This is a genomic window from Caballeronia sp. LZ016, from assembly GCF_031450805.1.
GTDB lineage: Bacteria > Pseudomonadota > Gammaproteobacteria > Burkholderiales > Burkholderiaceae > Caballeronia.
The window spans coordinates 714,542-736,427 of record NZ_JARTVY010000004.1 but is presented as its reverse complement, the minus strand read 5'-3'; the positions used below and the strand labels follow the sequence as shown (position 1 = coordinate 736,427).

Here is a 21,886-nt window from a genome sequence, read left to right as displayed (position 1 = left end):
CGCGCGAGATCGCGCACGGCTTCGGCCACGCGGCGTATCGTCTCGGCGTTCGGATAGCGTCCGCCGAGAAAGAACTGCTGCACCTGCTTGTCCTTCAGTTCGAAAAGCAGGATGCACTTCGCAGCCTCGCCGTCGCGGCCTGCGCGGCCTGCTTCCTGATAGTACGCATCGAGGCTGCCCGGCACCTGCGCGTGCAGCACGAAGCGGATATTCGGCTTGTCGATGCCCATGCCGAACGCGTTCGTCGCCACCATCACGCGCACGTCGTCGGCCATGAAGGCGTCTTGCGCTTCGGAACGCGCGCTTGCGGAAAGCTTGCCGTGATAGCGCTCCGCCGACACATCGGCTTCGACGAGCGCGGCATGCAGCGCCTCGCATTCGGCGACCGTCGCGCAATAGATGATGCCGCTGCCCTCCAGAGTGCGAGCCAGTTCTATTGCACGCGCCCGCTTTTCCTCGGGGTTCGTCAACTGTTCGACGGCGAAGTGCAGGTTGTCGCGATACACGCCCGTATGAATCACATTGGCGCGACGCATCTGCAATTCCCGCACGATGTCGTCGATGACGGATGGCGTGGCCGTCGCCGTAAGCGCAAGAACGGGCGGTCTGCCGAGCGTCCTGATCGCGTGAATCAGTTCGACATAGGCGGGGCGGAAATCGTGGCCCCACTGCGAAATGCAATGCGCTTCGTCGATCACCACGAGCGGCACCGCAGGCATGTCCTTGCCCGTCAGCGTCGCGGTGAACTCGGCGTTCACGAGCCGCTCAGGGGTGACGAAAAGAATGCGGATCTCGCCGGCCGTGACCGCTTCCATGGCCTCGCGCTCTTCGGTGGTCGACAGCGTGCTGTTGATGACCGCCGTCGCGACGCCCGCTTCGACGAGCTTCGCCGCCTGATCGCGCATCAGCGAAATAAGCGGCGATACGACGACCGTCATGCCGTCGAGTTGCAATGCCGGCAATTGATAGCACAGCGACTTCCCCGCGCCTGTCGGCATGACGGCGAGCGTGTCGGCGCCGTCGAGCACGCTGTGTATGACCTTGTCCTGGCCGGGCCGCAGGTGAGGGAAACCGAAGACTTTGCGTAGCGCGTTTTCCAGTTCGCGGTCGAGCGGCTTGCGCGCGCGCGAGGTTACGGTGCGTGAGTTGTCGTTCATATGTCGAGTAGGATGAAGCGCGCCGCGCCGTTCGAGTCGTCGTGGACCGCTCGATAAAGGCGATTCTCGCCATCGAAACGGTTCACATTCGGAAGAGACTTCTTGGTGCCGATGCAGGGTATCAAGCAAGGCTCAGTCCCAGCGAAGGCGTGTGCATAATCAACATCCGCGATGAAAAGATTGCGCGTTGCGGGATGCCGTTTCATCGCGAATGCTGCTGGCCGATGCGGTCGCATGAAAAAAATTGAAAACGCGACGGCCCGCCCAGCGTGTCTCACAGCACGAACGTTTCATTCAGATACATCTTTTGCGTGCTGTTGACAGCCAAATGGTATGAGCCTTGCTCTAATGGTCGCTTCTCGAATTTAGCCGGATGAATCACATGAGAAGCATCGATGCAAGCACCGCCAACGAATTCCGACAGCGACGCCCCGCGCAACTGGCCGAGCGCGAGCTCAAACATCTGGAATCGATCCTGGCGTGCTTCGTTGAAGGCAGCGCCGCACCGGGACGTCTGCCGACGAAGTATTGGGACATGCGCGTCGCGCAACTCGATAACGAATACGAGCTCGTCCCTTCGCAAAGCCACCGCGTCGCTTCGCTTCAGCGCAAGCTCGCCCTTCTCGATGCCGCGCTGAACTCCGCGTCGGCCGCCGCCGATCTGCAGGAACGCCAGAACAGGCGCGTCGCTGCCTGAGTCACATCGAGCGCTTATCCGCTCGAGTCTGCCGGATCACCTTACTTTGCGCGCCGTATCGCGGCATGCGCCACGTTCGCGGCAATGTCGGCGCGAAGCTCGGCCCACTTGCCGAGCAGCGATGGATCGTTGGTGAGGAAATAAGGCGTATCGGTCCATGCGGGCGCTTGCGCATCGGCGCCGGCGATTTCGAATACGCGCATGTCTTCGTCGTCGGATTCACCGATGCGTACAAGTTCGCTGAACGACTGCACGTCCTTCAGGGTCACGTCGTAGATCGCCACGCTGTTGAGCACGGCGATGACCGTCCTGCCGATGCGCGATGCCGCCTCGCGGCTGTCGGCCATGACGAACGCGACGCCTTCCACCGGCGTCGCCAGTGTCACGCGAAAAAGCCGCGATTTGCATTCGTCGCTGAGCTGAGTGGTCATGGGGTAGACGCATGTTCTGTCGAAGAGCGAGGACTCTAGCAAATGACGATCCAACGTCGCAGCCAAAGCGTAGCTATTCGCCTTCGTCAGTTATAGCACCACCGCAACGATAGCGCGTTGTCGAGCCCCGCTCTCGAGACGGCTTCGAGATGAAGTCGCGATTCAGTCGCAGCGCACAGTGGCGGTGTCGCTTCGTTCAACCGTGAGATTGACCGAGCGCGCGCCGAGCGGCCGCGTGCGATGGCGTGTGCCGGCCGGCACGGTCAGAACCTGGCCCGGGTGCAGTTCGACGGCGCCGTCGTCGAAATCGATCAGCAGCGTGCCTTCCACGCCGATGAACGTCTCGTCCGAATCCGGATGGATGTGCCATGCGTAGGGCGCGTGCATCACGCTGATGTGGATGTCGTGATCGTTGATGCGGGAGATCACGCGGTTCATGTAGCCGCCACGGGCCGTGGCGGCGATGGCTTCGGGGGTGATGGGATGAATCATCGCTGGCTCCTCTGAGAGCCCCTAGGCTATTCCAGCTTGCCGCAGGCGGGCAAACGAATGCTTTTGACGTCGATGTGAGGCATGTTCACATTGCGTTCGCCGCGCTCGCGCCTTCGGCCTCACGCACCACCGCGTCTATGTTTCCTACCGCGGGCTGCACATAAACAGGCGGCGGCGCATCGAGCGGCAGCGGCGCAGGGCCGGAATCGGTTGCGCGCGGATAGACCGGCAGCGGGGGTGCGCTCTGTCCGCTCGATGCGACCGGAAACACCGGCCCGCCCACGATACCCACGCCGATGAACGGATGCGCCTGCGCCGCCGTCACGCATCCCATGCTGATCGCCAGCGCCGCTGTCATGTACTTGATCGCCTTCATCTCGCGCTCCTTCGAAGTTGGTTTCCGGTCCGTCGATGGAAGCATTCTGCTTCGCGAGAATGAGCAGAAAATGAGGAGACTCAGAACAATTCCGAGTCGAGCGGAAGAAGGCTCGCCCACTTGACCGCGCTGCGGCGCTCGACGCCGTCGTCGTGAATGGAGCGGATCATCACGCGCTCGCCGCGCGCCTCTCCCAATATTTCGACGATGCGGTTACGATAGCGCGCAAGCGTGCCTCTCGGTGGCTTCTGCGCCTTGCTGCGGCGGGTGAAAACTGCGGGCATGGGGTAACGGCGACGAGAGACGATGAGTGGCGGCGATCGATAACGGCGCCATCATATCGACGGCCGCGCCCGCGCTCAAACATTCATTCTCTCTACTGCGACCCGCCACACCATGCGCCGAACCATTGTCCGCAATTCGCCCGTTCATGGCCGGGGCGTGTTCGCCCTCGCCGATCTGCCCGCAGGCGCGCTGCTTTTCGAATACAAGGGGAAGCGCCTTTCGTGGAAGGAAGCGCAGCGGGTGTACGAGCAATCGAATGCCGAAGACGGCCACACCTTTTTCTTCGGACTCGACGATGGCCGCGTCATCGACGGCGCGCGCGGCGGCAACTCGGCGCGCTGGCTCAATCACAGTTGCGCGCCGAACTGCGAGGCGGAGCAGGAAGGCGAGCGCGTGTTCATCCGCGTCATTCGTCCGGTCAGCAAGGGGCAGGAGTTGTTCATCGACTATCAACTGACGGTCGAGGGGCGGCGCACGGCTGCGCTCAAACGGCTCTATGCGTGCCGGTGCTCGGCCAAGGGATGCCGCGGGACGATGCTTTCCGGCTCGCGCTGAGCGTTCGCATGAGTTCGTTGCGGCATCAACGCTGGACCGCCTGCGCCACGAGCGGCGCGACGCCCGCGCGATACATGCTCGCCAGTTCGCGCGCGCGCCGCATCAGCGCATCGCGGTCAGCGCGGAGCGCATCGTGTATTGCGGATGCGAGTTGCTCGATCTCGACGGCATGCGGCATGCCTTCGTCCTCCCACGTCCTTGCATACGCGGCCTGCTTGCCGGTCCGCACTGCATCGTCGGGATGAAGGATGTTCACGCGCGGCAACGCATACGCCATCGCGACGATGCGTCCGTGCAGGCTGCTGCCCGCGAACCCCGCGCTGTTCGCGACGAGCGCGCAGATGTCCCAGATATCGAGCGAATCGAAGATCGTCACTGAGCGATGACGCATGCGTGCAACGAGCCGCCGATACACCGCGATGTCGTCGTGCCACGGCGCCGCGCCCGCCCGGAACAATGCGATGCCGAGACCGCTGCTCGCGCCGATCGCATCGAACTGACGTGCGAGGCGCGCGAGCGTCGCGTCGTCGCCGAAATCCGCACTGAACTGCACCGCGATGTAGCCGTGAGGGAACGCGTGCAGCACGCGCGCCGGGGCACCGTGGCGCGCGTGGGCGCGAATGCGCGCGTCGAACAGCTCCGCGATGATCGATACCGGATCGGGAATCAGCCGGGCCGCGATGCCGGCGGCTTGCAACGTGGCCTGCGTGTGGACGTCGCGCACGCATAGGAAATCGGCGTCGCGCAGCTTCGTCAGCACTTCGGCGCGCAACGGCGCATCGCGCGACTCGAGCGCGACGCCGCCGATGGCGTTGCAGCCGATCGGCGACGCCCGCCCGAATGTCTCCACGCCGATGACATAGGGCGCGAGCGCATCGGTGCCGAGCGTCGAGCGCGCCCACGTGCGGCGGTCGTCGGTGCGCCCGCCGTATCGTGCGATGCACGCTTGCGTGTGTTCGGGCCGCGTCAGCATCACGGCGGCTTCCCAGGCATCGCAAGTCAGCACTTCGCCGCCCGCGTGGATGAGGCTGACGGGCGCGCCGCGCCAAAGCGTCGCGAGCGAGGCAAGCGCGACGACATCGTGACCGCCATAGCCGCGCATGTCGCGCGCCGCGAGTCCGGCAAAGATCGGCTGCGCGTCCGGACGATGCTCTCGCAGCAAGCCGTCGATCACGTGCGCAAAGAGCATGTCGCCGAAGTTGTGGCGGTCGAATGCGCCGAACACGATGATCGGTCTTTCCGTGTGTGCTTTGGGGAGAGCGTCGAGCAAGTCGCCTCCTCGAAGGACCGGGGGAATCCGCAAACGTTTTGTCGACCAAAAAGCGGAAATATCGGCCGCCTGCACGTACGATCGTTGCGAATATCGTTAGTACAACGCTTACATCGTGCGATTCGTATCCTAAGATTCTTTCACCGTAGGCAGCGGCATGGCACGCGCGCGTCGGCTGGGCCGCCGCAGCTTCGGCGAAAGTCGTGTTGTTCGAGAAAAGCTTCCCTAAGTCGTAATAACCGGAGACAACGAATGAACGCAACGCTCAAGCTTTTGCCGTTGGCCGTCGGCGCGATGCTGGCCTGTCTGCCCGCCGCCCGCGCGGCGCAGGACAACCTCAACGCGCTGTCGAACTTTCGGCCGACGGGCACTTCGCAGCCGGCCGATACCGTTCCGCAGACCGGCCAGACTGCCGACGCGCTGCGCGAGAATCTGAAGCAGATCAAGGTCCCGCCCGGCTTCAAGATCGAGTTGTACGCCGTCGTGCCCGAGGCGCGGCACATGGCGGTCGAGCCGTCGACGGGTGTCGTGTTCGTCGGCACGCGGAAGAATCGCGTGTGGCAGGTGACCGACCGGACCAAGCAACGCGTGGCGAGCGATGTGGTGCAGTTCGCGTCGTCGGTGACGTTCAAGGTGCCGAACGGCGTGTGCTTTTCGCCCGATGGCGTGCTGTATGTCGTCGAGCAGAACCGCGTGCTCGGCTTCCCGGCCGCGCAGTTCTTCGGCGAGGGCGGGCCGGACGTGGCGGCGGCCGTCGTGCTCGCGCAGGGCAAGCTGATTCCGACGCAGTTCGAGAGCTTCAATCACGGTGCGCGTGCGTGCCGCGTCGGGCCGGACAAGAAGCTGTATATCGCGCTCGGGCAGCCGTGGAACGTGCCGCCGAAGGACAAGCTCGCGGACCTCGACCGCAGCGGGCTGGCGGGCATCATCCGTGTCGATCAGGACGGCAAGAACCGCGAAGTCTATGCGCATGGCGTGCGCAATTCGGTAGGCCTCGACTTCAATCCGAAGGACAAGACGCTGTGGTTCACGGATAACCAGGTCGACGGCATGGGCGACGACACGCCGCCCGGCGAACTGAATCGCGCGACGAAGGCGGGCGAGAACTTCGGCTTCCCGTGGTACGGCGGCGGCAAGGTGCGTACGGTCGATTACAAGGAACAGAACCCGCCGGCGGGCGTGGTGCCTCCGCAAGTCGAATTTGCCGCGCACGCAGCGGACCTCGGCATGTCGTTCTATACCGGCAAGAGCTTCCCGCAAAAGTACCAGGGCGGCATCTTCGTGGCCGAGCACGGGTCGTGGAATCGGACGAAGCCGATTGGTGCGCGCGTCATGTTCGTCCCGGTCAAGGACGACGGCACTGCCGGCGAAGCGGAAGTCTTCGCGGAAGGCTGGCTCACGCAAAGCGGCGAGTACATGGGCCGCCCGGTCGATGTCCAGATGCTGCAGGACGGCTCGCTTCTCGTCTCGGATGACTATGCGGGCGCGATCTACCGCATCTCGACCTCGGGGGCGAAATGAAGGGCGCGATGTTGGCGGGTGCGCTGGCGGCCATGCTGACGATGCTGTCGCAGGCATCGCTCGCCGCCGGCGATGTCAAGGCGGGCCGCACGAAGGCTGCGCAGTGTCAGGCGTGCCACGGGCTCGACGGCATGTCGAAGTTGCCGGAAGCGCCGAACCTCGCCGGCCAGACGGAAGAGTATCTCGTGAAGGCGCTGAACGATTTCCGCTCGGGCGCGCGCCAGAACGAAATGATGACGATGATGGCGAAGGGCTTGTCCGATGCGGATGTTGCGAATCTGGCGGCCTATTACCACAGCCTGGGCAAGCAGTGAGGGCCCGTTCGGGCTCGCGGTCAGGCGGCTGAGAATTTTTTCGACATTAACGCTCGATTGCGCTTGACTTGGCGGACTAAGGGTTTATACTAGCTCTTGTCTCCTCCATGTCTCAACCGATGTGGATTCAAGCCCGCTCAATGAGCGGGCTTTTTTTTGGCTATCGCTTGTGCGTCGTACTGTTTCCATGCGGCGCGCGCGCGTTGTCCACAGTTTCCGTGGAAGACCCTGTGGATATCCTGCTCGCGAACCCGGTAACGCGTTGATCGCAAACCACAAACGGGCCCCGCTTCCGCAATCACTTGCCCTCGGCCGTACACGACGCAAACATCGCTTGCGCGCGATGAAACTCCGCACCGATCATCGATTGCGGCGCCGTCACCGCGCTCAACTCATCGGCGGCTGAACGCGGCATCGCAAACGCAATCGTGCCGGCCGCGACCAGCGCCACGATCATCGATAAGAACCAGGAAAAGACGTACATCGCCGGCACCTCGCAGGAAACTCGTCATCTGGATTCGGCGCTCGTCAAGCTCGACGCCTGACCTGCAGAGTAGAGTCCCGCGACGGAACAGACAGCCCCACGGAGGGAGGGACTTGAAGGGGGGACGTCAGCGCATATCGGGCGCAGGCACCGGCGACACACCCTGCGCCCGCGCCGCCGTATCCTGAGCGCGCAACGCGCGGATAAAGCCATCGCGTTGCCGCAGCCGCGACCAGTATCGGGCGGTGGGCTCGGCGAATCGATCGCTCAGACCGAGATGCTCGGCCAGCATCAGCGCATAGCCGACGGATATATCCGCTGCCGTGAAGCGGCCCGCGCACAGATACGCCTGCTGATCCAGAAGCGGCGCAAGCGTGCGCAGCCGCGCGTGGAACCACTTCGCGTAATCCTCGGCGACTTGCGGCTGTCTGCGCCCGGGCGGCTCGAAATGCGTATAACGCAGCACGAGCGTCTGCGGGAACGTGAGCGTCGCTTCCCCGAAATGCAGAAAATTGAGATAGCGTCCGAAATCGGCTTCGTGCGAGGCTACATCGAGCACGCCGGGTGAATGGCGCGCCGCCAGATACTGGCAAATCGCCGCGGATTCCGTCATGAAAAGCGCGTCGTCCTCGAACGCGGGAACGGTGCCGAGCGGATTCGTATCGAGAAAGGCGCGCGCCATCATTCGCGGCGGAAACGGCAGCATCTTCAGCTCGTACGGCACGCCGATTTCCTCCAGCGCCCATAGCGGCCGAAACGACCGCGCGCTGACGCAGTGATGCAGCGTAATCATCTCGTCTCCTCCGGCAATCTGCTCAGCCGAGCCACGACGGCTTGCGCTTCTCGAGGAAACTGCGCACGCCCTCACGCCCTTCGTCCGATGCACGGATGCGCGCGATGCGATCGGCGGTGTCGGAGATGAGCACGTCATCGATGGCGCGCTCCGCCATATCCGCGACCAGCCGCTTGCATTCGCGCACCGCGTTCGGGCTGTTCGCCGCGATGCTGGCCGCAATGCCGTCGACGGTCTGATCGAGCGCATCGCTCGCGACGACTCGATGCACGAATCCGATCCGCAACGCCTCCGCCGCGTCGAAGCGCTCGGCGGTCACGAAATAGCGATGCGCGGCGCGCGCGCCCATCGCGCGGATCACGTACGGAGCGATCGTCGCGGGCATCAGGCCGAGCTTCGCTTCGGACAGGCAGAACTGCGCCGTGTCGACGCTCACCGCGATGTCGCACGCCGCGACGAGGCCCATGCCGCCCGCGTAGGCATCGCCCTGCACGCGCGCGATGACCGGCTTCGCGCTCGTGTAGATCGTGTTGAGCATCGTCGCGAGGCCGAGCGCATCGGCGCGATTCTCGGCCTCGGTAAAGCCGGCCATGCGCTTCATGTAGTTCAAGTCCGCGCCCGCGCAGAACGCCGGTCCGTTCGCGGCGAGGACGATCGCCCGCACGCTGGCGTCGTCGTTGAGCGCGCGAAAGGCGGCGGTCAGTTCGACGATGGCCGCGTCGTCGAACGCGTTGCGCACGTCGGGGCGATCGAGCGTCACCCGGGCGATGGAGCCTTCGACCGCGAGCTTCAGACGTTGCAGCTTCATTGCGTCGCTCATCACTGTCTCTCCGTTGGCGCGCGGCTTGAGCGTCGCTCAATTCATTGCGCGTTGCTGTTCGTATATTGCTGCCTAGTCTGTTCGAAAACACAGCGCGTCGTCAACCCAGGCGCATGAGTCCGACTCACACGATGCGCCGGCATCCATCCTTCAGCATCATGTCACGAAGGCGGCGAGCGCGGACGTCGTATAGTCGGCTATATTACGAACCTCACGCACTCTCGCGCCGTTCATACAAGAGGAATCCAGGTGAAGTCACGACTCAAGCGCACGATGCTCCCCGCCGCGCTCCTGCTCGCGTTCGGCTTCGCGTCCGCGACGGCGTTTGCCGGCGAAGTCCAGGTCGCGGTCGCCGCCAATTTCACCGCGCCGGTAAAGGCTATCGCCGCCGGCTTCGAGAAGGACACGGGCAACAAAGTCGTCGCATCGTATGGCGCGACCGGCCAGTTCTATGCGCAGATCAACAACGGCGCGCCCTTCGAAGTGTTCCTCGCCGCCGACGACACCACGCCCGCCCGGCTCGAAAGCGAAGGCATGACCGTGCCAGGCAGCCGATTCACCTATGCGACGGGCACGCTCGCGCTCTGGTCCGCGAAGGACGGTTACGTCGACGCTCACGGCGACGTGCTCAGGAAGAACGCGTTCGCCCATCTTGCAATCGCTAACCCGAAAGCCGCGCCATACGGACTCGCCGCGACGCAGGCGCTCGACAAGCTCGGCCTGACGCAAGCGGTGTCGTCGAAGATCGTGGAAGGGCAGAACATCTCGCAGGCGCAGCAGTTCGTCGCGACGGGCAACGCGGAACTCGGCTTCGTCGCGTTGTCGCAAATCTACAAGAACGGCAAGATCACGAGCGGCTCGGCGTGGATCGTCCCGGCTTCGCTGCACGAGCCGATCAGACAGGACGCGGTCATCCTGCAGAAGGGCAAGGACAACGCCGTCGCGAAGCAGTTCGCCGATTATCTGAAAGGCCCGAAGGCCGCGGCGATCATCAAGTCGTACGGCTATCAGCTCTGATTGGAACATGCCGATCGACAACGCCGATCTTCAGGCCATTGCGCTCACGCTCGAACTCGCGTCGCTGACGACGGCGCTCCTGCTCGTCATCGGCATGCCGATCGCGTGGTGGCTGGCGCATACCGGGTCGCGGCTGAAGGGCGTCGTCGGCGCGGTGGTGGCGCTGCCGCTCGTGCTGCCGCCGACCGTCATCGGCTTCTATCTGCTCGTGCTCGCGGGGCCGCACGGCGTCGTCGGCAAGCTCACCGAGGCGGCGGGCATCGGCCTGCTGCCGTTCACGTTCGCGGGGCTCGTCGTCGGCTCGGTGATCTATTCACTGCCCTTCGTCGTGCAGCCGCTGCAGAATGCGTTCGAAGCCATGGGCCGCCGTCCGCTCGAAGCCGCCGCCACCTTGCGCGCCGGTCCGTGGGACACGTTCTTCACGGTCGCGCTGCCGCTTGCCCGGCCGGGCATCGTGACGGCGGCGACGCTCGGATTCGCGCACACGGTCGGCGAATTCGGCGTCGTGCTGATGATCGGCGGAAACATTCCGGGCCGCACGCGCGTGGTTTCCGTGCAGATTTACGACCACGTCGAGGCGCTCGAATACGCGCAGGCCCACTGGCTCGCGGGCGGCATGGTGCTGTTCTCGTTCGCGGTTCTGCTGCTGTTGTATTCGACGCGTCGAAAGGCGGCGATTCATGCGTAGCCGCACGCCCGGGAATGACATCGAAGCGCGCTTCGTCGTCGAACACGGCGGCTTCACGCTCGACCTCGATCTCGCGCTGCCGGGGCGCGGCGTGACTGCGATTTTCGGCCACTCCGGTTCCGGCAAGACGACACTTCTGCGCTGCCTCGCGGGTCTCGCGCGGCCAACGCAAGGACGGCTCGTCGTGGATGGCGAAGTCTGGCTCGATACCGCGCGCCGCATCCTCGTGCCGACGCACAGGCGCCCGCTCGGCTACGTCTTTCAGGAAGCGAGCCTGTTCCCGCACCTGAGCGTCCTGAAAAACCTGCGCTTCGGCCTCGATCGCGTGCCTGCCGCGATGCGGCGCGTCGATCTGGCGCACGCGGCGGAATTGCTCGGCATCACGCATCTGCTCGACCGCATGCCTGCCGGATTGTCGGGCGGCGAGCGGCAGCGCGTGGGTATCGCGCGGGCGCTGCTGACAAGCCCGCGTCTGCTGCTGCTCGACGAACCACTCGCTTCTCTCGATCAGAAGCGCAAGCTCGAAATCCTGCCGTATCTCGAACGCCTGCACGACGAGCTCGATATCCCCATGCTCTACGTCAGCCATGCGCCCGAGGAAGTCGCGCGGCTCGCCGATCATCTCGTGCTGCTCGATGCCGGGCGCGCGCTCGCGAGCGGTCCGATCACCGAAACGCTCGCGCGTCTCGACTTGCCGATGGCCCTCGCCGACGATGCGTCCGTGGTGCTCGAAGGCGTCGTCGCCGGCTACGACGCGCGCTACGGGCTGCTGACGCTCGCGCTGCCGGGCGGCCAGGCGTCGCTGACCGTGCTGCACGCATCGGCCGCGACGGGCCAAACGATGCGCGTCGCAGTCAAGGCGCGCGACGTGAGCCTCGTGACCGGCGAGCGCCGCGAAACGCAAACCAGCGTGCTGAACGTGCTCGCGGCGTCCGTCGTTGCGATCGCGGCGGATACGCATCCGTCGCAGGCCGTCGTGCGGCTGGACATCGACGGCTCGCCGCTGCTCGCGCGCGTCACGCGCTATTCGCTCGACCGGCTGCGCATCGCAGTCGGCATGCGCGTGTGGGCGCAGGTCAAGGCCGTGTCGCTGCTTGCCTGAGCGCAAGGTGCTGCAAGAGCATGATCGTCTTGCCGTCGACGATCTCGCCGCGCCGGATCGTCGCCATCGCCTCTTCCAGCGGCAGTTCGAGCACCTCGATTTCCTCGCCCTCATCGGCGATGCCGCCGCCGTCTCCGACGCGCATCGAGCCGTCGTACTCGCCGAGATAGAAGTAGGCGCGTTCGGTGACCGCGCCGGGGCTCATGAACGCCTCGAAGACCTTCTCGACGTGTTCCACGCGATACCCCGTCTCCTCCTCGGCTTCGGCGCGGATGCGCGCTTCCGGCGATGCGTCGTCGAGCAGTCCGGCCGCCGTCTCGATCAACATGCCGTCGTGGCCGTTGACGAACGCGGGCATGCGGAACTGGCGGGTCAGCAGCACTTTGCCTTCGCGCGGGTTGTGCAGAAGGATCGTCGCGCCGTTGCCGCGGTCGTAGGTTTCACGGCTCTGACGCTGCCACACGCCGTCGCGGCGGCGGAAATCGAAGATCACTTTTCGAAGCACGTACCAGTCGTCGGACAGCACGACCGTATCGATGACGCGCACGCGATCCTTCGTCGCAATTTCCTCACTCATTCGGCTCTCCTTTGAGCAGCTTTTCTCGCACAGATTATTACCGGGTAACGGGCCGAAAAAATCATCGGCCTCGCTGTAATTGAGTTTTTGCCACAACTGGCATAGCGTTCAAAAATGCGCCGGACGGGGTCCGCGCGGGAATCGAATGACTTCCTGCCAAGAGGCAACGGCGCACGCAACTTCTGGAGAACGTCGTGATTCGCCTTAAGGCTTTGATAGTGGCGTCGGTGATCGCCACGGCGGGCGTCGCTGTTACCGCTCACGCGGGCGGCCGTGTCGGCGTGTGGTTCGGCGCGCCGCTGTATTACCCGGTCGCGCCCGCGCCGTATTACTACTATCCGCCGCCGCCCGTCGTCGCCGTGCCCGCCGCGCCGACCACTTATGTCGAACAGGGGCAGCCCGTCGCGGCGCCCGCGCAGCCCGCCGGCTCGTGGTACTACTGCGACGGCTCTCGCATGTACTACCCGTATGCGAAGGAATGTCCCGGTGGATGGCGCGAAGTGCCCGCCCAGCCGCCTCCGCCTTCGAACTGAAACCGCAGTCATAGCACAGTCACTTTCATGAACTACCGAAGGCTCGTCATTCTTCTTGCGCTCACCGGGCTGGGCGCATGTACCGTGATGCCGACCGGCCCCAGCGTCATGGCGCTGCCCGGCACCGGCAAGACGTTCGATCAGTTCCGTGCCGACGATGCCTCGTGCAGGCAGTACGCGTACCAGCAAGTCGGCGGCGTCACCGCGGATCAGGCGGCGACGAACAGCGCCGTCGGCAGCGCGGTGGTCGGCACCGCGATCGGCGCGGCGGCGGGCGCGGCGTTCGGCGGCGGATCGGGCGCGGCCATCGGCGCGGGCGCGGGGCTGCTGACGGGCAGCGCGTTCGGCGTCGGTGCGGCGCAGACATCGGGTTATGGCGTGCAGCGTCGCTATGACCACGCGTACCTCCAATGCATGTACGCCGCCGGAGACAAGGTGCCGGTGTACGGCCCGCTGCGCACCGCTCCGCCGAACGGCGCGTCTTACGCGCCGCCGCTGCCGCCGCCGGGCGTTCAGCCGCCTCCGCCGCCGTCGAGCTGAGGCGTCGTCAGCGGCGCGCATCGCTGGCGGGACGCGAACGCGGATGCACCGGGGCGACGAGTCCCGGGGCAACGAGCAGCCCCGTCACCCAGCCGATGTAGAACCGCAGATCGCTCCAGAACTCCGCGTTTTCATAGACGCGGAACGTTTCGACGTGCGCGATCCACAGTGCAATCTGCAGCAGCCCCGTCAGCAGCAGCCACGTCAGCGCGATCACGCCGGTCGCGCGTGCGCAGCGGCCGAATGTCGAGACGTCCCACTGTTGCCGCACGATCATGCAGCCCGCGAGCAGAATCAGCATCGCGGGGATGAAACTCGTGACGAGCACGCGCGCTTCCCACTGGAACACCAGGCCGCATAGCAAGCCGGCGAGCACCGCGGCAATTACCGTTGGCCACGCGCTCCATGCCGGTCCGCGCGCCGCGAGCCATGCAATCGTGATGACGAACGGCAGCGCCGCCCATTGCAGCGCCTGCGCGACCGCTTTCGCGAGGTTTTCGCCGGCCTGCTGGTTCGAATGGCTCGCCGCGACATACACGGTGATCGCCTCGTGCACGCACACCGCGACGAACGCGAAGCTCAATGCCTCGCACGCGGCAAACGCCGGCGACTTGGCGGGACGTTCGGACTCCGTGTCCGACGCGAGTGCGCGCAAGCGTTCGAGCACCGGATCGACGAAGAATGCGAGGATCGCGCCGATCAGCAGCGCGGCGGCGGCGTCGGTGAGGGAGAAATGTCCGAAAAGCGAGAACACGCCTTGCCATAGAAACTCCGGCGCGGCGGCGCAGACGGCCACCCATAGCGCAAAAAAGAAGCCGTTCGATGCACGTCTGAGCGGCATGGCCACCTCGATGCGAAAGAGGACTCAGCTTCCCTCGGGCAAAGCCGATCTCGCGACGCGCGCGGCGACCGCATCGCGCACGCGATCGAACAGGTCGGCGGGAATATCGAAGCACTCGTAAGCGAGCGCCTGCGCGACGGTCACGACTTTCATTTCCTCGTAGCGTCGCCCGCTGCCGATCATCGCTTCGAACGCGTTTGCGCGCTCGTTGATCTCGATGGGATCGGCGTTCACGAGGAGGACCGCGTGAGCGAGCACGGCATAGCGCGGGGTGTGGGGATCGTCGGACGGCTCAGGCGCGCGCCGCCAGTACTGCGCGGTGCCCGCGATCTTGCGCGCATCGCCGCCCGGACCCCATGCGAGATTGAATCGCCCGTCGCAGAACGAGCCTTCGACGGCCTGATGATGCGTGAGGACGCCGAGCGTGTTCAGCGCATCGGCAAGCGTGCCGCACAGATGCAGATAGACGGGCTCGGCGAGCGCGCCCATCGTCCCGCGCACCGGATAGGCGAGGCTCAGATTGAGGATGCCGGGGCCTTGCGGCACGAGCCCGCCGCCCGACAGGCGCAGCCACACGGGACAGCCGCGCTGCGCGAAGGCCGCGCGGGCATCGGCGAGCGGCGCGTAACGCTGATAACTGCGCGGCACGATGAGCGATACCGGCGCGGTCCACAAGTGCGCGACGGCATGGCCCGCGCTGGCGCGCGCGAGAAGCGCTTCTTCGGCGTCGAGCGGATCGCCGGGAAGCGAAGCGGGGTCGAGCAGTTCGAAGGGCATGGGATGGATGAGTGGCCGCGCCGCCATCGACGCTATGCGCATGGTAACGAAGAACGGCGGCGGCGGCCAAACACGCGCGACGCCCGGACTCAGGCCTCGGCGTGCGCCACATGCTCCTTCAGCAACTGATTCACCTCATTCGCCTTCTCCATCTGGCTCATGTGCCCGGCGTCATCGAAAACCCGCACGGTCGCGTCCTGCGAAACGCTTTGCGCATGCGCCGCCGGAATGATGCGATCCTGCGCGCCCCAGATCACGAGCAGCGGCTTGCCCGCCGATGCCGCCGCTGCCCCGGGCTGCGCGCTCTGCTTTCCGCCCGCGAACAGCGCGCCGCCGAGCGCCGTCAACGCTTCGCTTACGCCGTCGAGCCGCTTGTACCTGAGCAGATCGTCGAGCATCTGACGGCTCACGAGTTGCGGATCGGCGAACAGCAGCTCGACAACCGGCTTCAGCTCGCGACGCGACTGCGCGCTGACGAAGCCATCGGTGTACGCGTTGTTGACTTCATCGCCGAAACCGACGGGCGATATCAGCGCCAGCGACAACGCGCGCTGCGGCGCATCGACGGCAAGCTGCGCCGCAATGCCGCCGCCCAGCGAATGGCCGACGAGATGCGCGGCGTCGATGCTCACCGCATCCATGAAGCGCGCGACGAACGCGGCAAGCTCCGGCAGCGTGGTGCCGGCGAGGCGCGGCGTCGATTGCCCGTGCGCCGGCAGATCGAGCGCGAACACGCGATTGCGCTCCGCCAGTGCGTCGAGATTGAACAGCCAGTTGTCGAGATCGCCCCCGAAGCCGTGGATGAACAGCACCGCCGGTCGCTTCGTGTCTTCGCCGCCGCGCGCCGCGTAGCGCACGCGAATGCCGTCGACATCGACGAAGCGATACGCCGACGCCGCCTCGTCGCCCTCGCCTTCCTCATCGGCGGGAGTGACGTACGAAGCCACGTACGCGTCGATATCCGCGTCGCTCACTTCGGCCGGCGCGAGCACGCCGAGCAGCGCCTTCACCGGCAGCGTATCGCCGGCGGACGCCACGCGACGGCGCAACAAGCCCGCATCCGGCGCTTCGACGGCGTTGGCGATCTTGTCGGTTTCGACGTCGAGAATCGGCATGCCCACGGTAATCTGCGCGCCCTCTTGCACGAGCCACTCGTTCACCGTGCCTTCCTTCATCGACAAGCCCCATTTGGGCATCACGATCGGTGTGATTGCGGACATCAGTGCTTGCCTCCTTTCATCGTCTTGCGCGCGGCGTCCGCAATCTGCGCGGCGCTCGGGATATACAGGTCTTCGAGCGTCGGCGAAAACGGCACCGGCGTATGCGGCGGGGTCACCATCTCGATGGCCGCCTTCAGCGCGCCGAACGCCTGCTGCGCGACTTGCGCGGAAATATCCGTGGCGATGTTGCAGCGGGGATTCGCTTCATCGACGACGACGAGCCGCCCCGTGTTCTCCACCGTCTCGAGCACCGTGTCGATGTCGAGCGGCGACAGCGTGCGCAAATCGACTACCTCGGCTTCGATGCCCTCCTTCGCGAGCGTCGCAGCCGCTTCGAGCGCGCGATGCACCATCAGCCCATACGTGACGATCGACACGTCGCGGCCGTCCCGCGCGATGTTCGCTTCGCCGAACGGAATCGCGTACGAGTTCTCCGGCACTTCGCCTTCGAAGCCGTACAGGTTCTTGTGCTCGCAGAAAATGACGGGATCGTTGTCGCGGATCGCCTGAATCAACAGGCCTTTTGTGTCATACGGCGTCGACGGGCACACGACCTTGAGGCCGGGAATGTGCGTGAAAATCGGCGTCAGCATCTGGCTGTGCTGAGCCGCCGCGCGAAAGCCCGCGCCCACCATCGCGCGGATGACGACCGGCGTTTCGGCGCGGCCGCCGAACATGTAGCGGAACTTGGCGGCCTGATTGAAGATCTGGTCGAAGCACACGCCCATGAAGTCGATGAACATCAGCTCCGCGATGGGACGCATGCCGCACGCCGCCGCGCCGATCGCCGCGCCCACATAGGCGGACTCCGATAGCGGCGTGTCGAGCAGCCGGTCGCCGTGCTTCGCGTACAGCCCCTTCGTCACGCCGAGCACGCCGCCCCACGCGTCCTTCTCGCCGTCAGCGCCTGCACCGCCGACGATGTCCTCGCCCAGCACGATCACGCTAGGATCGCGGGTCATTTCCTGATCGATGGCTTCGTTGATCGCCATCTTCATGCTTAGTTTGCGGGCCATGATGACTGTCTCCTTGTCGTCGGCGGTTCAGTAGCTCACGTAGACATCGGTGAGAAGATCGGCGGCGGTGGGCAGCGGCGCGTCCTTCGCTTCCTGCACCGCGCGGTCGATGAGCGCGGCGACTTCACGGTCGATCGCATCGAGCTCGCCGGGAGAGATCACGTCGGCGTTCGTCACTGCGTGCGCGAACTTCTTGAGGCAGTCCTTGTTCGAGCGGATGTCGTCCAGTTCGCCCGGCGCGCGATACGTCTGCGCATCGCCTTCGAAGTGGCCGTAGAAGCGGATCATCTTGCATTCGAGCAGCGCCGGGCCGCCGCCTTCACGCGCGCGCCGGATCACTTCGCCCGCCGCTTCGTGGACCGCGAAGAAGTCGGTGCCATCCACCGTCACGCCGGGAATGCCGAAGCCCGCCGCGCGATCCACGTAGCTGTCCACGGCGGTGCCGTATTCGCGCGCCGTCGATTCCGCATAGCCGTTGTTCTCGATCACGAAGATTACCGGCAGGTTCCACACCGCCGCGAGATTCATGCTTTCGAGGAAGGTGCCCTGGTTGGACGCGCCATCGCCCGTGAAGGTGATGCCCACTTCGCCCTTGCCGCGAAACTTCGCCGCGAGCGCCGCGCCGCAGATCAAAGGCGCGCCCGCGCCGAGAATGCCGTTCGCGCCCATCATCCCTCTGGAGAGATCCGCGATGTGCATCGAGCCGCCCTTTCCGTTGCACGAACCGCCCTTCTTGCCGTAGATCTCCTTCATCATCGCGACGGGATCGACGCCCTTCGCGATGCAGTGTCCGTGGCCGCGATGCGTGCTCGCGATGCGGTCGCCGTCGTTCAGGTGATGCATGATGCCGACGCCGGCCGCCTCCTCGCCCGCGTACAGATGCACGAAGCCGGGAATGTCGCCGCGCCCGAAATCGACGTGCAGGCGCTCCTCGAAATCGCGGATCGTCCGCATCTTGCGATAGACCGACAGCAGCTCGTCCTTCGACAAGGGCAAGCCGCCCGCATGCTGTTGCGACGCTGTCATTGCTGTCTCCTTTCGACTGGTTGAACAACGGGGGTGCTTCGACGCATGAGCCCGGCGCGCGCCGCGTACCGCATGCACGCGGCGACATCGATGCTTCGGAACGCGTTCTCGCGCAGGGTGATGGACACTTCGTCGCCGGGGCCGAACGCGAGCTCGCGTTCGCCATCGAGCGCGACGATGCCCGCGCGCTGCGTCACGCGATGCGGCACGCCATCGGTCAGGCGCTGCCAGCCTGCGATCGGCACCGGCTCGGTAAGCCCCGGCGCGATGGGCGCGTGCAGAGTGAATTCGCCATCGCCCGGCGCGGCCAGTTCGACGGCGAGACCGCCCGGCTCGTGACGCCCGAGCGGTTCGAGAAGCCCTGCGATCGCCGACATGCCGATGGCCTGCGGGTCGGCGTAGGACACGTACACGGCGGCGAGCGTGTCGATCTTCCAGAGCGCCCGCGCGCCGATGAAATGCTCGCGCGAAATGACGGCGTCAACGAGCGCGATGTCGTGGCGCACTTCGCCGTTCCGGTCGCGAATGTCGATGTCGAGCCGCTTGTTCGCCACCAGCGCTTCGCTTGCCGGAATGCGGCCGGTCGCGTAGAGGCCCGCCGCGAGGCCCGAGATGGTCGGTTCTCGCATCTCGGGAAAGGCGTTGTTCGTTCCCGTCGACAAACCCGCGAGCGGCACCGCACCGCATTCGCGAACCACCGCGCGATGCGTGCCGTCGCCGCCCAGCACGATGAGCGCATCGGCGCCGGCGTCGCGCATCATGCGTGCGGCGCAAAAGGTATCGTCGACGCGGGCGGTGACGGGCATGTCGAGGAAGTCGACGCGGGGCAGCGTGGCGTCGGGGCCTTGCCGCCGCGCGAGATGCCGCTGGAGCATGACCTTGAGGCCCTCGCGATCCGGCATCATCACGACGCGCGGCACACCGCATGCCGCAAGCGACGACAGAATGCGCAGCACGATATTCACGCGATCCGCGAGTTGCAGACTGTTCGCGTTCGCGATCACGCGGCGAATATCGCGCGCCGATACGGGATTCGCGATGATGCCGACGAGCGGCGGCCCGGCCTTCGCGCTCTCACGCATGCCTGTGTCTCCTGGGTGTTCTTATGTCGTGGCGCGGATCAAGGCAAGGCGTATGCCAATGCGCCGGAGGCCGTTGCCACGCGGCGAAGCCGGAAAAGGCGGTGCGCTCGCGTGACAGGTGTCACAGCGCAGGTGTATCGCAAAGGTGGACAGGCGTATCGGGCGACGTGTGTTATCGCCCGCTCGCGTCGCGCTGATTCGGTGAACGAATGCCGTAGCGCTCCATCCGCCGATAGAGCGTCATCCGGCTCACGCCGATCTGCCGCGCCACCGCGCTCAGGTTCCAGCTCGCGGCGCGCAGGTACTGCATCAGCAGCATGCCCTCGGGCGGCAGGCGGTGCGCGTCGAAGTCGTCGGCGGCTTGCGGCGCACGCGGATTCGTCGCGGGCGTGGACGCGCCGAAGCCTTCGGGCAAGTCGTCGGCATCGATCGATCCGTGCGAGCACACTGCCCGCGCGTATCGCAGCACATTGCACAGCTCGCGCAGATTCCCCGGCCAGTCGTGCCGATGCAGCCGCTCGCGGGCCGCCGCCGACAACGTGACCGCGCCGTGGGCCGTATCCGCATCGAGAAACTTGCGGATCAGCCAGTCGAGATCGGTTCGCTCCCGCAGCGGCGGCAGCGTGAAGCGCGCGCCGTTGAGCCGGTAATACAGGTCTTCGCGGAAGCGGCCTTCGCGCATCAACGTGTCCAGCGAATGGTGCGTCGCGGAGACCACGCGGACGTCGACGGACACGGGCCGCGACGCGCCGATCGCCAGCACTTCGCCTTCGGCCAGCACACGCAGCAAGCGCGATTGCAATTCGCGCGGCATGTCGCCGATTTCATCGAGAAAAAGCGTGCCGCCATCGGCTTCCTGAATCAGCCCGCGCTTGCCCTTGCCACCCGCGCCGGAGAAACTGTTCGGCAGGTGTCCGAACAATTCGCTCTCGATCAGTGTTTCCGGGATCGCCGCGCAGTTCACGGCGATGAAGGGCCCCGCGCGCCGTGCGCTCGCGCGATGCAGCGCCTTCGCGAAGTATTCCTTGCCGCTGCCGGTTTCGCCATTGACGAGCAGGTTGATCGGGGAATCGACGAGCTTCGCTGCGCGTTCGAGCTGGCGCGTGAGCGTTGCATCGCCGCCCGATAGCGCCGCGAGCGGCGCGGGGAGTTGGGCGGTCGGGCTGGCGCTGTTGCTTGCGCTCGCTGTCGGCGTGAAGCATGGCGCGGGCGGCATCACGCTTATATACAGCAACGCGCCGCTTCTCGTGAGCGGCACCGCGCGTAATTCGCTCGGACGCGAATAGACAAAGCGCCCCAGTTCTTCGATACGCGCATCGAACAGTGTGTCGAAGCGCACGCCGATCAGCGATTGTGCCGGTTCCGTGGGCGATATCGGCCGGTCCAGTTCCGCCGCGAGCATCTCGTGCGCGCGCCGGTTGTGCCCGGCGATGCGCCCCGCTGCATCCAGCGCGATCAGATATTCCGGATCGACATCGACGAATTCGGGCGACGTATGCAGCTTGAGCAACCAGTCCTGCCGATGCGCGCGCAGGAAGTTGGCGTTCTCGATGTGCCTCGCGTAAAGGCGCACGAGGTGCAGCGCAAGGTTCTGGCTGTCGCGCGGCTGCGGCGACGACAGCGCCGAGATGTCGAGGATCGCGGCGAGCGTGCCGCGCGAATCGAAGAGCGGCGCGGCGGTGCAGGTCAGCGGAATATGCGTGGCGTCGAAATGATCGACCTGATGGACGGTCAGCGCCTGGCCCGTCGCGAGCGCGGTGCCGACCGCGCACGTGCCCGCGCCGGTCTCGCTCCACTCCGCGCCGAGATAGAGCCCCGCGCGGCGCAACGCGGCATCGGTATTGGCGTCGCCGATGTAGTCGACCGTGACGCCGAGGGCATCGGTGAGCAGCACGACGTAGCCCATGCCCGCCACCTGCTCGTACAAGGTCTGCAGACCGTGACGCGCGATGCGCGCGAAATCGTCGATGCGCTGTTGATGCTCGCGCAGCCGCGTCTGCGGCAGAATCCGCGCCTCCTGCATCCGCGACGGATCGAGCCCGTACTGATGCACGCAACGCCGCCACGAACTCTGGATGATGCCCTCGTGCGTGCGCGCCGGCGCAAGAACCTGCGCCCGCGTGGTCGCCGCGACGACCGCCTCGATGTGCTCGCGTTGCCGCATGTCCATCGCGCTCTCCTTGAGTGTCTCCTTTCGACGCGCTTTGTGTTTTTCGGATGCGTCGTCATGGCCGCTCGATGTCGGGAAAACACGGGGCCAGCCCGTCCGCGC

Annotated in this window: 26 protein-coding genes; 9 read left to right on the top strand and 17 right to left on the bottom strand. The window is 65.6% G+C overall.

Annotation, left to right across the window (positions count from 1 at the left end; genetic code table 11):
• Positions 1-1,157, bottom strand: a 1,157-nt coding sequence (locus tag P9220_RS23885; RefSeq protein ID WP_309768202.1) for an ATP-dependent DNA helicase RecQ, incomplete at its 3' end; no start/stop codon positions are given.
• A 382-nt stretch (positions 1,158-1,539) separates the two neighbouring features.
• On the opposite strand from P9220_RS23885, the gene P9220_RS23880 reads away from it, so the two are divergent.
• Positions 1,540-1,854, top strand: coding sequence for a hypothetical protein (locus tag P9220_RS23880; RefSeq protein WP_309768200.1), 315 nt, complete (start codon positions 1,540-1,542; stop codon positions 1,852-1,854).
• Positions 1,855-1,895: 41 nt separating this feature from the next.
• Here P9220_RS23880 and P9220_RS23875 read toward each other — a convergent pair whose 3' ends face one another.
• From P9220_RS23875 to P9220_RS23860, 4 genes are all read right to left on the bottom strand, one after another.
• On the bottom strand, positions 1,896-2,285 hold the full coding sequence (locus tag P9220_RS23875; protein WP_309768198.1) for a hypothetical protein: 390 nt from the start codon (positions 2,283-2,285) through the stop codon (positions 1,896-1,898).
• 162 nt (positions 2,286-2,447) lie between these two features.
• On the bottom strand, positions 2,448-2,777 hold the full coding sequence (locus P9220_RS23870; RefSeq protein ID WP_309768196.1) for a cupin domain-containing protein: 330 nt from the start codon (positions 2,775-2,777) through the stop codon (positions 2,448-2,450).
• An 85-nt stretch (positions 2,778-2,862) separates the two neighbouring features.
• A complete protein-coding gene (locus P9220_RS23865) occupies positions 2,863-3,153 on the bottom strand; it encodes a hypothetical protein (RefSeq protein ID WP_309768194.1) in 291 nt (96 codons plus the stop codon).
• An 80-nt stretch (positions 3,154-3,233) separates the two neighbouring features.
• Positions 3,234-3,437, bottom strand: a complete 204-nt coding sequence (locus P9220_RS23860; protein WP_309768191.1) for a hypothetical protein — start codon at positions 3,435-3,437, stop codon at positions 3,234-3,236.
• Positions 3,438-3,549: 112 nt separating this feature from the next.
• On the opposite strand from P9220_RS23860, the gene P9220_RS23855 reads away from it, so the two are divergent.
• Positions 3,550-3,993 (top strand): SET domain-containing protein, encoded by a 444-nt coding sequence (locus P9220_RS23855; protein ID WP_309768189.1) that lies wholly within the window; start codon positions 3,550-3,552, stop codon positions 3,991-3,993.
• 25 nt (positions 3,994-4,018) lie between these two features.
• Here P9220_RS23855 and P9220_RS23850 read toward each other — a convergent pair whose 3' ends face one another.
• Complete coding sequence (locus P9220_RS23850; protein ID WP_309768187.1) at positions 4,019-5,263, bottom strand: polysaccharide pyruvyl transferase family protein; 1,245 nt, start codon at positions 5,261-5,263, stop codon at positions 4,019-4,021.
• Between the two features lie 252 nt (positions 5,264-5,515).
• Between P9220_RS23850 and P9220_RS23845 the strand changes: the two genes are divergently transcribed.
• Together P9220_RS23845 and P9220_RS23840 are read left to right on the top strand one after the other, a co-directional pair.
• Entirely contained in the window at positions 5,516-6,784 is a 1,269-nt protein-coding gene (locus tag P9220_RS23845) for a PQQ-dependent sugar dehydrogenase (protein ID WP_309768184.1), read from the top strand.
• Positions 6,785-6,792: 8 nt separating this feature from the next.
• The gene (locus P9220_RS23840) at positions 6,793-7,098 is read left to right on the top strand and encodes a c-type cytochrome (RefSeq protein WP_404980300.1); all 306 of its coding nucleotides are present in this window, start codon (positions 6,793-6,795) and stop codon (positions 7,096-7,098) included.
• A gap of 298 nt (positions 7,099-7,396) precedes the next feature.
• On the opposite strand, the gene P9220_RS23835 is transcribed toward P9220_RS23840, so the two are convergent.
• The 3 genes from P9220_RS23835 to P9220_RS23825 form a co-directional block, all read right to left on the bottom strand.
• Positions 7,397-7,582 (bottom strand): hypothetical protein, encoded by a 186-nt coding sequence (locus P9220_RS23835; RefSeq protein WP_309768182.1) that lies wholly within the window; start codon positions 7,580-7,582, stop codon positions 7,397-7,399.
• Between the two features lie 127 nt (positions 7,583-7,709).
• The gene (locus P9220_RS23830; RefSeq protein WP_309768180.1) at positions 7,710-8,375 is read right to left on the bottom strand and encodes a glutathione S-transferase family protein; all 666 of its coding nucleotides are present in this window, start codon (positions 8,373-8,375) and stop codon (positions 7,710-7,712) included.
• 22 nt (positions 8,376-8,397) lie between these two features.
• A complete protein-coding gene (locus P9220_RS23825) occupies positions 8,398-9,195 on the bottom strand; it encodes an enoyl-CoA hydratase/isomerase family protein (RefSeq protein WP_309768178.1) in 798 nt (265 codons plus the stop codon).
• Between the two features lie 273 nt (positions 9,196-9,468).
• Between P9220_RS23825 and modA the strand changes: the two genes are divergently transcribed.
• From modA to modC, 3 genes are read left to right on the top strand one after another with little or no spacing between them, the layout of a single operon-like run.
• Positions 9,469-10,212, top strand: a complete 744-nt coding sequence (gene modA, locus P9220_RS23820) for a molybdate ABC transporter substrate-binding protein (protein ID WP_309768260.1) — start codon at positions 9,469-9,471, stop codon at positions 10,210-10,212.
• 7 nt (positions 10,213-10,219) lie between these two features.
• Positions 10,220-10,900 (top strand): molybdate ABC transporter permease subunit, encoded by a 681-nt coding sequence (gene modB, locus P9220_RS23815; RefSeq protein WP_309768176.1) that lies wholly within the window; start codon positions 10,220-10,222, stop codon positions 10,898-10,900.
• Positions 10,893-12,002 (top strand): molybdenum ABC transporter ATP-binding protein, encoded by a 1,110-nt coding sequence (modC, locus tag P9220_RS23810; RefSeq protein ID WP_309768174.1) that lies wholly within the window; start codon positions 10,893-10,895, stop codon positions 12,000-12,002. Before modB ends, modC begins: the two co-directional genes overlap by 8 nt.
• Here modC and P9220_RS23805 read toward each other — a convergent pair.
• Positions 11,977-12,579, bottom strand: coding sequence for an NUDIX domain-containing protein (locus P9220_RS23805; RefSeq protein ID WP_309768172.1), 603 nt, complete (start codon positions 12,577-12,579; stop codon positions 11,977-11,979). The genes modC and P9220_RS23805 overlap by 26 nt on opposite strands.
• A 194-nt stretch (positions 12,580-12,773) precedes the next feature.
• Here P9220_RS23805 and P9220_RS23800 point away from each other — a divergent pair, with 194 nt between their 5' ends.
• The gene (locus P9220_RS23800; RefSeq protein WP_404980301.1) at positions 12,774-13,112 is read left to right on the top strand and encodes a hypothetical protein; all 339 of its coding nucleotides are present in this window, start codon (positions 12,774-12,776) and stop codon (positions 13,110-13,112) included.
• Positions 13,113-13,139: 27 nt separating this feature from the next.
• Positions 13,140-13,652, top strand: a complete 513-nt coding sequence (locus P9220_RS23795; RefSeq protein ID WP_309768170.1) for a glycine zipper family protein — start codon at positions 13,140-13,142, stop codon at positions 13,650-13,652.
• A 7-nt stretch (positions 13,653-13,659) separates the two neighbouring features.
• Here the strand turns inward: P9220_RS23795 and P9220_RS23790 are convergent, their stop codons facing one another.
• From P9220_RS23790 to P9220_RS23760, 7 genes are all read right to left on the bottom strand, one after another.
• A complete protein-coding gene (locus P9220_RS23790; RefSeq protein WP_309768167.1) occupies positions 13,660-14,493 on the bottom strand; it encodes a hypothetical protein in 834 nt (277 codons plus the stop codon).
• A gap of 24 nt (positions 14,494-14,517) precedes the next feature.
• Positions 14,518-15,270 carry a lipoyl protein ligase domain-containing protein gene (locus tag P9220_RS23785; RefSeq protein ID WP_309768166.1) on the bottom strand — a complete coding sequence of 251 codons (753 nt, stop codon included), beginning with the start codon at positions 15,268-15,270 and terminating at the stop codon, positions 14,518-14,520.
• An 89-nt stretch (positions 15,271-15,359) separates the two neighbouring features.
• Positions 15,360-16,490 (bottom strand): acetoin dehydrogenase dihydrolipoyllysine-residue acetyltransferase subunit, encoded by a 1,131-nt coding sequence (locus P9220_RS23780; protein WP_309768164.1) that lies wholly within the window; start codon positions 16,488-16,490, stop codon positions 15,360-15,362.
• Entirely contained in the window at positions 16,490-17,506 is a 1,017-nt protein-coding gene (locus tag P9220_RS23775) for an alpha-ketoacid dehydrogenase subunit beta (RefSeq protein ID WP_309768162.1), read from the bottom strand. Before P9220_RS23775 ends, P9220_RS23780 begins: the two co-directional genes overlap by 1 nt.
• A 27-nt stretch (positions 17,507-17,533) precedes the next feature.
• Complete coding sequence (locus tag P9220_RS23770) at positions 17,534-18,532, bottom strand: thiamine pyrophosphate-dependent dehydrogenase E1 component subunit alpha (RefSeq protein ID WP_309768160.1); 999 nt, start codon at positions 18,530-18,532, stop codon at positions 17,534-17,536.
• Positions 18,529-19,614: an NAD(+)/NADH kinase gene (locus P9220_RS23765; RefSeq protein ID WP_309768158.1), complete on the bottom strand. Its 1,086-nt coding sequence runs from the start codon at positions 19,612-19,614 to the stop codon at positions 18,529-18,531. The genes P9220_RS23770 and P9220_RS23765 overlap by 4 nt, the downstream gene beginning before the upstream one ends.
• Positions 19,615-19,786: 172 nt before the next feature.
• Entirely contained in the window at positions 19,787-21,784 is a 1,998-nt protein-coding gene (locus P9220_RS23760) for a sigma-54-dependent Fis family transcriptional regulator (RefSeq protein ID WP_309768157.1), read from the bottom strand.
• Positions 21,785-21,886: the final 102 nt, after the last annotated feature.

Bases quoted from the DNA above. Each gene is read 5' to 3' on its own strand.
- P9220_RS23835 (WP_309768182.1), bottom strand. From the start codon at position 7,582: ATGTACGTCTTTTCCTGGTTCTTATCGATGATCGTGGCGCTGGTCGCG.
- P9220_RS23830 (WP_309768180.1), bottom strand. From the start codon at position 8,375: ATGATTACGCTGCATCACTGCGTCAGCGCGCGGTCGTTTCGGCCGCTA.
- P9220_RS23790 (WP_309768167.1), bottom strand. From the start codon at position 14,493: ATGCCGCTCAGACGTGCATCGAACGGCTTCTTTTTTGCGCTATGGGTG.
- P9220_RS23765 (WP_309768158.1), bottom strand. From the start codon at position 19,614: ATGCGTGAGAGCGCGAAGGCCGGGCCGCCGCTCGTCGGCATCATCGCG.
- P9220_RS23875 (WP_309768198.1), bottom strand. From the start codon at position 2,285: ATGACCACTCAGCTCAGCGACGAATGCAAATCGCGGCTTTTTCGCGTG.
- modB (WP_309768176.1), top strand. From the start codon at position 10,220: ATGCCGATCGACAACGCCGATCTTCAGGCCATTGCGCTCACGCTCGAA.
- P9220_RS23865 (WP_309768194.1), bottom strand. From the start codon at position 3,153: ATGAAGGCGATCAAGTACATGACAGCGGCGCTGGCGATCAGCATGGGA.
- P9220_RS23860 (WP_309768191.1), bottom strand. From the start codon at position 3,437: ATGCCCGCAGTTTTCACCCGCCGCAGCAAGGCGCAGAAGCCACCGAGA.
- modC (WP_309768174.1), top strand. From the start codon at position 10,893: ATGCGTAGCCGCACGCCCGGGAATGACATCGAAGCGCGCTTCGTCGTC.
- P9220_RS23845 (WP_309768184.1), top strand. From the start codon at position 5,516: ATGAACGCAACGCTCAAGCTTTTGCCGTTGGCCGTCGGCGCGATGCTG.
- P9220_RS23870 (WP_309768196.1), bottom strand. From the start codon at position 2,777: ATGATTCATCCCATCACCCCCGAAGCCATCGCCGCCACGGCCCGTGGC.
- P9220_RS23785 (WP_309768166.1), bottom strand. From the start codon at position 15,270: ATGCCCTTCGAACTGCTCGACCCCGCTTCGCTTCCCGGCGATCCGCTC.
- P9220_RS23855 (WP_309768189.1), top strand. From the start codon at position 3,550: ATGCGCCGAACCATTGTCCGCAATTCGCCCGTTCATGGCCGGGGCGTG.
- P9220_RS23775 (WP_309768162.1), bottom strand. From the start codon at position 17,506: ATGGCCCGCAAACTAAGCATGAAGATGGCGATCAACGAAGCCATCGAT.
- P9220_RS23780 (WP_309768164.1), bottom strand. From the start codon at position 16,490: ATGTCCGCAATCACACCGATCGTGATGCCCAAATGGGGCTTGTCGATG.
- P9220_RS23825 (WP_309768178.1), bottom strand. From the start codon at position 9,195: ATGAGCGACGCAATGAAGCTGCAACGTCTGAAGCTCGCGGTCGAAGGC.
- P9220_RS23770 (WP_309768160.1), bottom strand. From the start codon at position 18,532: ATGACAGCGTCGCAACAGCATGCGGGCGGCTTGCCCTTGTCGAAGGAC.
- P9220_RS23760 (WP_309768157.1), bottom strand. From the start codon at position 21,784: ATGGACATGCGGCAACGCGAGCACATCGAGGCGGTCGTCGCGGCGACC.
- P9220_RS23795 (WP_309768170.1), top strand. From the start codon at position 13,140: ATGAACTACCGAAGGCTCGTCATTCTTCTTGCGCTCACCGGGCTGGGC.
- modA (WP_309768260.1), top strand. From the start codon at position 9,469: ATGCTCCCCGCCGCGCTCCTGCTCGCGTTCGGCTTCGCGTCCGCGACG.
- P9220_RS23840 (WP_404980300.1), top strand. From the start codon at position 6,793: ATGTTGGCGGGTGCGCTGGCGGCCATGCTGACGATGCTGTCGCAGGCA.
- P9220_RS23880 (WP_309768200.1), top strand. From the start codon at position 1,540: ATGAGAAGCATCGATGCAAGCACCGCCAACGAATTCCGACAGCGACGC.
- P9220_RS23805 (WP_309768172.1), bottom strand. From the start codon at position 12,579: ATGAGTGAGGAAATTGCGACGAAGGATCGCGTGCGCGTCATCGATACG.